Origin of the sequence: Neiella marina (assembly GCF_002165625.1) — a bacterium.
Taxonomy (GTDB): Bacteria; Pseudomonadota; Gammaproteobacteria; order Enterobacterales; family Neiellaceae; genus Neiella; species Neiella marina.
This window is the reverse complement of record NZ_NGNS01000040.1, coordinates 1-11,352: the sequence shown is the minus strand read 5'-3', so window position 1 is coordinate 11,352 and position 11,352 is coordinate 1. Positions and strand designations below refer to the sequence as shown.

Here is an 11,352-nt window from a genome sequence, read left to right as displayed (position 1 = left end):
GCTTCAGTTAAAGTGCTGTGGCAAGGATGGCTCAAATTACAAGCCATCCTTGAAGGGTACGAGCTAGCCAAGTCTCTTGAACTCTAAGATGTGATCAAGAGACAGCCCTGATGGGTGGCTTTTAGACGTTAACGCTGGCGTTATTTCATGCTGTCAAGCGGACGATACTTGAAGCCATGGAAGACCACGTATAAGACTGGCACTACGACTAACGTCAGAACCGTGGCAAAGCCCAACCCGAACATAATGGTTACCGCCATATCGACAAAGAACGCATCACCCAACAATGGAATCATTCCCAAAATAGTAGTGATAGCCGCCATCGATACTGGCCGGACACGACTGACGCCAGAATCAAACACCGCCTGATACGGCTCCTTGCCTTCTTTGATCTCAAGGTTGATTTGATCCAACAGCACAATACCGTTCTTCAACAGCATACCGATCAAACTCAAAGCTCCGAGTAACGCCATAAAGCCAAAAGCAGCATCGAGCAGCAACAGGCCAAAAGTGATACCCACGACAGCCATTGGTACACAGCACCAAATAACCAGCGGTTGCTTGACCGAGTTAAACAGGAAGATGGTGATCAAGAACATGATCAGCAAACCACCCGGCAACGAACCAAATACCGCCACCGACGCATCATTCGACGCCTCGTATTCACCGCCCCATTCTAAAGTGTAACCTTTCGGCAATGGAATGGCTTCAATCTGCGGGCGAACACGTTCAAACACTTGCGCTGCGGTCTCAACTCCCAACACATCGTGATCAGCAATGACCGTTAAGGTGCGTTTTCGATCCAAACGTTGGATCACTGCATCTTCCCAAGCCAAGTCATAATTTGGCGCCACCTGCTTAATCGGAATGTACTGATTTTGAACTGGGCTCCACACCTGTAAACCATCGTAAGATGAGCTGTCGGCGCGTTCTTCTTCTGGCAAGCGAACGACAATTGGTAGCAAGTCGGTACCATCACGATACAAGCCAACCGCAGAACCCGAATAAGCCATTTCTAAGGTGCTATCCAAGTCAGCACGACTAATACCTGCTCGGCGCCCTAATGATTCATCATAGACCGGACGAATCAGCTTCGAACGTTCACGCCAGTCGTCTCGAATATTGGTCGCCACCGGATCATCACGCAGGATCTGCTTGGCTTGCTCGGACAGTTCTCGCAACACATCAGGGTCAGCACCCGAGAAACGAGCCTCAATCTTACCTGAAGGCGACGGTCCAATTTCGAGGTTGCGCAGCTTAATTTGCGCTTGTGGGAAGTCTTCAGCAAAGGTATCACGCAACCGCTGCATCATCGGATGCATTTGCTCAGGCTCATTCACATTGACCAGTAATTGAGCGTAAGCCGGGTAGGTTTTCTCTGGCTCATAGGTCAGCATAAAGCGTTGGGCACCAGCGCCGATGGTAGTGGTTACCTGCTTCACTTCTTCTTGCTGCAGTACCCATTTTTCCATCTCATCGACAACCTCACTGGTGTAGCGAATATCACTGCCTTGAGGTAACCAAACATCAGCCAAAAAGATCGGAGTTGTTGCCGGCGGGAAGAATGCTTGGCGCACTTTAGTGAAGCCATACAGCGAGACCACCAGCAGAGCGATACAGATACCAATAGTCGCCCATTTAAAGCGCATTGCTGTATCGAGCAGCTTCTTGTAGCCAACGAATACGATGCCTTTGTACGGATCTTCCAATTCAGCATCCGGATCATGCTTTTCTTCTTTAAAGAACAAGTCGGCAAAGAACGGCGTGATGGAAATGGCGGTAAACCAAGACATCATCAGCGAAATCAGCAGTACCCAGAACAAGCTGCCGGCAAACTCACCGGTCGAGTCTTCTGACAGCCCAATCGGCGCAAAGGCGACGATAGCGATCACGGTGGCACCAAGCAGCGGCCACATGGTTTGTTTGACAATCGCGGCAGCCGCTTTGACTTTCGACATGCCACGTTGCATGCCAATCAAAATCCCTTCGACCACCACAATGGCATTATCCACCAACATCCCCAGCGCAATAATGAGTGCCCCTAAGGAAATTCGCTGCAAATCAATGCCCATTTGGGCCATGAAGATAAAGCTACCAATACAGGTCAGAGCCAAAATTAAGCCAATCAACAAGCCGCTCTTAACACCCATGAAGAACAACAGGACCACGACCACAATAACGACCGCCGCGACCAAGTTGAGAATAAAGCCTTGCACCGACACTTCAACCGAACCAGGTTGATCGTAGATATGGACAATTTCCATACCCAGCGGCTTGGTGTATTCCAACTCTGCCATGCGATCTTTAACCAACTTACCGACATCAACGACATTGACCCCAGAGGCAAATGAAATGCCCATGGTGATGGCTTGTTGGTTGTTGAAGTTATATAAGTTGGAGGGGACTTCTTCATAGCCGCGATAAACATCAGCGACATCTCGCAAATAGACTAATTTGTCAGAACCTGCGCCTGCGATGATGAGATTCTCCAATTCGGAGACATCCATAAACTCACCAGTGGAGTATATTCGAATGTACTCATCGTCATGACGGAACGCACCAGCTGGAGCCACTGCGTTTTGCTGATTCAGCAATCCATATATGGTGTCAGGAGAAATCCCCAAAGCCGAAAGCTTCTTGTAGGAAATTTCAATGAACACTTGTTCCGACAACACGCCCGCTAAGTTAATTTTGCCAACGCCTGGAATCACCTCAAGTTCACGTTTAACAAAGTCAACGTAATCGTTCAGTTCCTTGTAGGAATAGCCTTTACCAGTGAAGGCCAACAACACCCCGAATACATCACCGAAATCGTCATTGACCAGCGGGGTGGAGGCACCCGGCGGCAATTGCGCAGCGACATCGCCAACTTTGCGTCGGAGCTCATCCCAAATCTGAGGCAAATCATGCTTGTCGTACTTATTCTGCATGGTCACCGTAATTTGCGATAAGCCGGCGGTCGAAATTGACTTAATCTCATCAATATATGACAGCTGAGTGATCGCCAATTCCAACTTATAGGTGACTTCCTCTTCAACTTGCTGTGGCGACGCTCCTGGGTAGGAAGTGATGACCACCGCATCTTTAATGGTGTACTCGGGGTCTTCTAACTGGCCCAAACCAGTAAATGCAGCGGCTCCGCCTAGGCCCAAAATGAGTGTCACTAACCAGCTGATAATTCTATTTTTTACAAAGTACTCAGCAATGCTCATCCGTTAATCTCCCTGGTTTTCACCACATGGATCGGCGCACCTTCAAATAACCCTTGGCCATAAACAACAATGACATCGCCCGGCGCCACGCCAGATTTTATTTCGACGCCAAATTCAGATAGTTGCTGAACTTCAACAGCTTGCTTCACAACGGAATCTCCTTCCTCTGAAAGCTTCCAAACAAAGGAATTTTCGCCGTTTAAGCTCATTGCCGGCTCAAATTGGACTGCTGAGCTAGGTAACACCAGCCCGGAAAATGCGTCCCGAGAAATCTTGTTCATATCGACACTAACCACGGCACTCATGCCCGGTAAAATGGCGACTTTCTCAGGTCTTGGCATCCGCAAGGTTGCTTTGTAAGTTTTACTGACCTCATCCTTTTCCGATTCAACTTCGTAGCGGGAGGCGTAAAACTCACCATCAATACCTTCAATGGTTACCTTGTGTTGGACATCATTTTGCGCAGAGCGAGGGCTGGCCACCGCCAATAAATGCTCAGCCACATCAACCACAATATCGATGGTTTCAATGCTGTTGATGACCACAATCGGCTCGCCAACTTGAACGTTCTCAAAATTATCAACTGCAACCGAACCAATCACGCCTTCCTTCGGCGCGCGCAACTCAGTAAAGCCCAGACGAGTCTTGGCGATATTGAGTTCCGCTTCGGCGATTTGGTACTCCGCCTTCAACGTATCGTGTTCTGAGGCAGAGATTGAGCCACTTTTAAGCAATGAAGCGGCCCGCTCGAAATTAAGCTTGGCCAAATCAAAGGTTGCTGTCGCATCGTCAACAGCACGGATAAAGTCAGCGGGGTCAACCTTAGCAAGCAGGTCGCCCTTGGCCACCCGCTGCCCTCCTATTGCAGGCAGTTCAATCAGTTCGCCCGAGACTCGAAACGCTAAATCACTTTGGTCACTGGCTTGAACTACAGCTGGAAAATCTCGCATGGTGCCGAAAATATCATCAGATATTTTTGCCACCTCAATGGACGCAGGCGGCTTCACCGGCGCCGCGGGTTTACTACAAGCAGTTAACGCAAAGGCCGAGCAAAGCCCAATCGCAACCGCCATACGGTAATTCTTAGTTGGCTTCATGTGATTAGCCTCCGCGCTAAATGCCGCGTTCGCGAATCCACTCGCGAACCACCATATTTTCAGAAATATTACTCACACCGGTTGTGGCAACCTGATCACCGGCAGACAAGTTACCGGACACTTTTACCCCATGACGAGCCTTGCCCAGCACATCCACCTTAACGGCTTCTGCAGTCATGGTATCGGCCGCGATTCGCCACACTTGTGATGAGCCGTCTTCCAACGTCAACAGTGCCGCTTCAGGCACCACGTAATACTTCACTTGGAGCGGATCGAGTGGTGCTAAATCAATGTTGACCTGAGCGGTCATGCCGGTGGTGACATTAAACTCTTGTGGGGTTGGCAGTGTCAGCGTCACCTTGTAACTCAAGGTTTGTGGATCGGCTTCGGTTTCCACTTCTTTAACGACGGCGTTAAAGCGATAACTAGGCTGGGCAACAAACTGTACTTGGGCTTGCAAATTAATCAGAAAATCGCGAGTTAGACGAGTCACAATGTGTTGGGGGATTTGGAAATTAACGTCAATCATGCCCTCAGATTGGACACTGATGATCGCGGCTTTGGCCTGAACATAATCCCAGTTTTCAACCGCAGTGCGAGACACCACGCCATCAAAAGGAGCACGTAAATAGGTGTAGCCAACATTGGCCTCAGCCTGCTCATAAATTGCCTGAGTGCGAGATAGTTGAGCGCGATTTTCATCGTGCATGCGTTGACTCACCAACTGGTCTTTCACCAGTCGTTCAGTTCGTGCAAACTGAACTTTAGCAAGTTCGTACTGCGCAAGTGCTTTATCGCGGGTCAGCTCATACTCAATCGGATCAAGGCGTGCCAGCAAGTCACCCTTTTTGACCTCTTGGCCAGCAATTGCTGGCATCTCGAATAGCTGTCCGGGGACCCGAAATGCGAGCGTTGTTCTGTTGCTCGACTCAGCCTGGCCCTGAAATGTTCGAATGCTTCGCTCACCAGGAGCGCCAAGGCGCATTATCTTGACTGGACGTATCACCTCAGCTTCAACATTCACCTCATCAGTATCGGCATGAGCCAATGGAAGATGGGATGTTAAAGCCACAGTCGCACCTGTCACTAGACCTGTCCAGATCTTGCGAAATTGCGTCATATTTATAGCCTGCCTTTTTAGTAATAAATTCCGTTAACTTAAGAAAGATAGTGGAAACTCAACGATCTGCTAAGTATCTAGACGTTATAACAAAAATATTTTTTATGTAAGGCGGCAACAATAAATTCATCAGCCAAGCAGTTGCAAGGCCTAAAGGCTTGAACGACCAGAAACTGAACACAATTTAGCAACTGGAAATAAGCCATCAACACCAACGCAAAAAAACAAAGCCCCGGTTAACCGGGGCCTAACATGACTGCAATACTCGCTGGTGACTGAGCCAGCGCTATCGTCAAGATGATCTAGCGATAATCTAACTCGGCACGAACGACATCAGCGGTGCCTTTGAATGTCATCTTGACGTAACGTGTCCCCTTGAGTCGACCAGTTTGGTAAAGTCGAGGCACTAAGTAGTCATAATTCGTCTCTGGCGAGGCATATTGCTCCGTTTTGACCTCAATCGGCTCGAAACTCACGCCATCATCAGAAGCGAAAAATTCCAGCATGGGTTGCTGACCTTTCTCGTAGGCGTAAATCCGCAAATCCAACAGCTCTTCTCCGGGCGAGTAATATCTGAGAACCGCCCCTTCGTCGCCATGCAAACGGCTAAATGCTTCTTTGTAACTCCGATAATTCCATGTTTCGATAGTTACGCCTTTAGATTCATCGAGCATGGCGACATTGCGAGCTTTGTCAACCAGGGTCAAATAATTGATCGTCACTGGGCCAACGACATTGGAAGGCGCAGAAACCAGCCCTTCGGAATTAATTGTTTTGACTCGGTAGTAGTATTGACGCCCAACTTCTGCGGAAGTATCGCTATACAAATCAAAGCCTGGGGTATCGATATCTTCGATGTTGTATTGAATTTGCTGCCATGGTCCTGTTGCCGAATCGGCGCGCTCGATGTTGTAGCCTGCAGCTCCCATCGAGCCTTGCCAACTGAATGTTGGCGCATCGCTAAATGGCAATAGCACTGGCGGTTCAGCCGGACTGATTGGTGGCACTGGCTTGCCCTGAATCTCAAATGCTTTGCGTCGATACATCTTCAGCAAGTTGCGCTCATCATAGATCTCACCATCGGTAAAACCCGGCCAATGATAAGCGCGGTACAAGCCATAGCCAACCGGCTCCGAATGATGATAAAAGCCACCTCGCGGATGATGACGACGTAAACTCCAAATAAAGGTGCCAGGGATAGCTGGTTCGCTGATCACGTAGTCCAGAACTTTCTCAATACCGGTGGTACTAATAAAGCCAAACTCACCCAGGAATACCGGCTTTTTGCCGCCGACCATTGCCACAGTTTTCTTGATGTTAGCAACCATTTCCGTCGGGCTGACTTCATAATGATGCGTGTTGATCATATCGATGGCTGGCTCATCGATGGAATATTGCTTAATCCAATTGCTGTAGTCTTCCAAGTGGATGGCATTGTAGCCATCGATCAACAAATGGTTTGAATCCAGACTTTTAATGTAGCGGGCAATTTCAATGGCCCACTCAGGCGGGTTTTCCAGCTCATTGCCGGTTTCCCAGGCCATAATGGTTTTGTCGTCTTTGTACTTCACTCCGGTGATGGTGTTGGTGCGATTGAGAACGTAATGAATGGTCTTTTTAAAATCTTCAATCAGCTGGCGATCAGTCCAAAACTCATCCTTGGTTTTACCACGAAAGTCGGCGTAGTTTGGACGACCTCCCATCCACTGCCAATTGTTCAGCAACGGTACAACCACCCGAATGCCATATTGCTCAGCGAGCGCTAACGCCAAATCCATCTTTTTGAATGCGGCTTCGTTAAACACACCCGGTGCCTCAACATAGGTGACCGAGTCCTTGGGGAAATTCACATTGCGAACGGGAATGGTGTATGAGCGAATAACTCGGCCACCCAGTTCATTGACGGTTTTGTATAAATCGTGCAGTTCGAATTCTGATGGCAGGCCATATGGGTTTGGCTGATCAAAGTCCATCTCATCTTCAATGTAGTTTAATGTCGGGACATTGAATGATAGAAAACGGAACTCCTGATCACCGTCCATTAGCTTCGTGCCATCAACGGTAATGAAGTGGTCGAATTCTGCCTGCGCAGGTGTCAGCGCACTCAACGCCAACATCGCAACACTGCAGCTCAACTGAATTAACTTGTTCATTTTAATTCCATAGTTGGGTTTCTAAGTTTACCGCCTGACGCGCTTAAGCATCGCATTCACTGCAACAGCAAATGTCAGGCAACACGCCACAACTGTAACCGGTTACATTTTGCTTTGATACGAGAATGTCGAAACAATCAAAATAATTTGAGCTGAGTTGCGAAAATGACTTTTCGCTCCAGTGCACAACCGCTAAGTCATCAGTGATTGTTAAAATGCTGTGACTGCAGCCATATGAGCCACTGCGGTTGTCAAGTAGAATCAAGTTGTTACTAGCCGCCAGTCACAGAGTCCAGCCAATGAATAAAATCATTGCCGCCATTGCAGCCGTTGCAGTCGTCATCGTCGTCACTCTTTTCGTCGTCAACATTGACTTCTCAGGCACCAGCGCTGATGGTCGCTCAGTGTGGTCTGACAACAACAAAGTGGCTGTACCTAAGGGTAAACTGGGCACCATGGTCGTGCCGCAACACTACCGCATCGATCTCACCTTGATTCCACAAGACACTAGTTTCAATGGTTCGGTTGAAATCGATCTAACCTTCAACCAAACCACCGACACATTCTTTCTTCACGGCAAAGGATTGCGCGTCAGCAGTTCGCAGTTACTGAGCGAGGAGCAGACGTTGCAAGCGACGTATCAGCAAGTTGATGACAGCGGTGTGGTAAGAATCACCTTGCCACAGGCTGTGTCCGGCGATGCAACTCTGGCAATTGACTACCAAGCAGATTACAGCACATCGCTGGACGCCATCTATCAAGTCGAGGAAGCTGGCAGTCATTATGTTTTCAGTCAAATGGAGGCCATATCTGCGAGGATGGCGATTCCTTCGTTTGATGAACCACTGTTCAAAACGCCCTTTGATATTAGCGTCACTTCAGAGGCCAAAAACACCGTCATTAGTAACACTCCAGAGCTCAGAGCGGAGCAACTGTCAAACGGCTTGGTGAAACATACGTTTGCCACGACCAAGCCGTTACCAACCTATTTACTCGCTTTTGCGGTGGGTGAATTTGATGTCATTGAATGGCCAGCAATACCAGCGAATGATTTGCGTTCGAGACCAATCCCATTGCGCGGCATTGCCGCCAAAGGCAAAGGCGAGCAATTATTCTTTGCTTTGGACAACACCCAAGCAATCTTAGAGGCTTTAGAATCATACTTTGATCAGCCTTATCCGTACCAAAAACTCGACCTTATTGCGGCCCCAGATTTTGCTTTTGGCGCCATGGAAAACGCTGGTGCTATTGTTTACCGCGAAACCCTATTACTGCTTGATCAACATGCTCCAGTATCGCAATTGCGAGCCTACGGTGTCGTTCATGCCCATGAGCTTGGCCATCAGTGGTTTGGCAATCTGGTCACGCCGAAATGGTGGGATGATATTTGGCTCAATGAGGCTTTCGCTACTTGGATTGCCTACAAAGCAGCGCATCAATGGCGCCCCGATTTACAATTCGACCGGACATTGACAATGCGAGCACATGGCGCAATGGCTGTTGATGCTCGTGCGTCAGCGCGTCAAATTCGCAACCCGATTGTCGCCAACGACGACATAATGAATGCGTTTGATGCGATTACTTATCGCAAGGGCGGTGGCGTACTTCAGATGTTTGAAAGCTATGTCGGCGAACATCGTTTTCGCGATGGCGTTCGATTGCACATGAAACGTCATGCGTGGGGCACTGCCGATATCAATGACTTTTTGCAATCGCTAGCAGATGGTTCTGGCTTGCCAGAAATCATTCCTGGGTTCAAAACCTTTCTCTATCAATCTGGCGTTCCCACTGTTTCCATTGAGCAGCAGTGCGAGACATCCATTGATAAATTACTGTTGCAACAAACCAGATACGTGCCATTGGGAGTAAAACCCAGTAAATCACAAACCTGGCAGGTACCAGTTTGCGTTCGTTCTCAGGATGGCAAACAGTGCTTGATGCTAGAAAACGCTAAATTTCGCCGAGATTGGCGCTGTGAAGACTGGCTCATGCCTAATGCCGAAGCAGCCGGTTACTATCGTTGGCAATTAACAGATGACGGCTGGCGAAGTCTATTGACACAAGCCGAGCAACTATCTGCGCCGGAGTTAATTAGTTTAGGCGACAACCTGTTTGCCAGCTATTTGCAAGGCGCAGTATCTTCAGAGCTACTGCTTGCTGGATATCAAGTGCTCAGCGCCTCTGAGTATTGGGATGTTGCTGCCATGCCGTTGCAGCAACTGCAACGCCTCCAACACCGACTTCTCGCCGATCAATCGCCAACTCCATTCACCGAACTGGTGAGCAACTATTATCAACCACATTTCGACAAGTTGGGATTTAACGCCGATAGCCAAGCGGATATCGAGCACGCCAATGCCACATCATTGCTTCGTCAAAACGTGATCCAAGCGCTTGCCGTTACTGCCCGAAACCAGGCGATTCGCGAACAGCTTAAACGACGTTTGAATGATTACCTGGGCAGTCGTCCTTACGACCTAACTGCGCTTGATCCAAATCTGGTTGGTATTGCCATGATTGTGGCAGTACAAGATGGTGACGAAACCTATATCTGGGAGTTGAAAGAACTCGGGCTTGAATCCAGCAATGCCCTACTACGCCAGCAAGTGTTTACTGCCTTGGCCAATATTGAAGACCGCATACTGGGGCAACTGCTGGTTGAAGAGCTACTGTTGGCAGCTGAAGTACGCTCCAACGAAGCGCAGCGGCTACTGGCTGAATTTATCCAAAACCCGGTATTGCGAGATTTTACGTGGCACTGGCTAAAAGATAATTTAGACGCCATGCTCAAGCGCTACAGCTCCTTTAGCGTTGCTCGTATCGTCAGTTCAGCATCACCATTTTGCAGTCCAGAGCAACGAGACGATATGCAATCATTTTTCACTGCCAATCAAAGCAAGATCGCCGGTGCCCCAAGAAAAATTGCAGAAACAGTGGAAATCATCGATCAGTGCATTGCATTGCGTGCCAACAAAGCCGAAGAATTCGCCGCAGCATTGAGCCGCTAAACCGCCACCCAGCTGTGATTTAGCAGTAATTTGTCACCGGCAAACAGCTTGACCAAAAAGGTTTGGCCTGATTCAATCTGGCCGACCCCTTTGGGCGTGCCGGTCATCACTACATCACCATCGAGCAGCGTCGTAAACTGCTGTAATTCAGCCAGAATGACTGCTGGTGGATAAATCATCATTTGCTGATCAGCCTGCTGCCTAAGAGTGCCATCAACCCACAATTCGAACCACAAGCTATCCAAGTTGTCATCAATACTGATAAATGAACTAAGTATTGCGGCACCGTCAAATGCCTTAGCTCGTTCCCAAGGCAAACCTTTCGATTTCAATTGGCTCTGCAAGGCCCGTTTGGTTAGGTCCAAACCAACGCCAGCCGCTGCGTATTGGCCATCACGAACCATTAGACATAATTCAGCCTCATAGTGAAGCGGCTCGTCATGAGTTGCTATCAAGCTGTCGCTTAACGAACAATTTGGTTTATTGAACACCACCATTTGTTCGGGCACCTCATTGCCAAGCTCCTCGATGTGCTCGACATAGTTGCGACCAATACAAACGATCTTGCTTGGTTTGATTGGCTCATCATCGACTAAAACGTGTTTCATGCTGTTGCTCATCCGCCAGTGAAAGCACCAAAAAAAGCCAGCTTAACGCCTGTCTCTTGATCACATCTTAGAGTTCAAGAGACTTGGCTAGCTCGTACCCTTCAAGGATGGCTTGTAATTTGAGCCATCCTTGCCACAGCACTTTAACTGAAGC

6 protein-coding genes are annotated in these 11,352 nt (G+C 48.6%); 1 reads left to right on the top strand and 5 read right to left on the bottom strand.

Annotated features, from left to right (window positions below; translation table 11 throughout):
* Positions 1 to 140: 140 nt before the first annotated feature.
* The 4 genes from CBE68_RS18495 to CBE68_RS18480 form a co-directional block, all read right to left on the bottom strand.
* The gene (locus CBE68_RS18495; protein WP_087507704.1) at positions 141 to 3,212 is read right to left on the bottom strand and encodes an efflux RND transporter permease subunit; all 3,072 of its coding nucleotides are present in this window, start codon (positions 3,210 to 3,212) and stop codon (positions 141 to 143) included.
* Entirely contained in the window at positions 3,209 to 4,309 is a 1,101-nt protein-coding gene (locus tag CBE68_RS18490; protein WP_087507703.1) for an efflux RND transporter periplasmic adaptor subunit, read from the bottom strand. The genes CBE68_RS18495 and CBE68_RS18490 overlap by 4 nt, the downstream gene beginning before the upstream one ends.
* Before the next feature lie 16 nt (positions 4,310 to 4,325).
* Positions 4,326 to 5,429 (bottom strand): efflux RND transporter periplasmic adaptor subunit, encoded by a 1,104-nt coding sequence (locus CBE68_RS18485; RefSeq protein ID WP_087507702.1) that lies wholly within the window; start codon positions 5,427 to 5,429, stop codon positions 4,326 to 4,328.
* Positions 5,430 to 5,731: 302 nt separating this feature from the next.
* A complete protein-coding gene (locus CBE68_RS18480) occupies positions 5,732 to 7,582 on the bottom strand; it encodes a cellulase family glycosylhydrolase (RefSeq protein WP_087507701.1) in 1,851 nt (616 codons plus the stop codon).
* A gap of 299 nt (positions 7,583 to 7,881) precedes the next feature.
* On the opposite strand from CBE68_RS18480, the gene CBE68_RS18470 reads away from it, so the two are divergent.
* Entirely contained in the window at positions 7,882 to 10,590 is a 2,709-nt protein-coding gene (locus CBE68_RS18470; protein WP_087507699.1) for a M1 family metallopeptidase, read from the top strand.
* Here CBE68_RS18470 and CBE68_RS18465 read toward each other — a convergent pair.
* A complete protein-coding gene (locus CBE68_RS18465; RefSeq protein ID WP_087507705.1) occupies positions 10,587 to 11,198 on the bottom strand; it encodes a fumarylacetoacetate hydrolase family protein in 612 nt (203 codons plus the stop codon). The genes CBE68_RS18470 and CBE68_RS18465 overlap by 4 nt on opposite strands.
* Positions 11,199 to 11,352 lie beyond the last annotated feature (154 nt).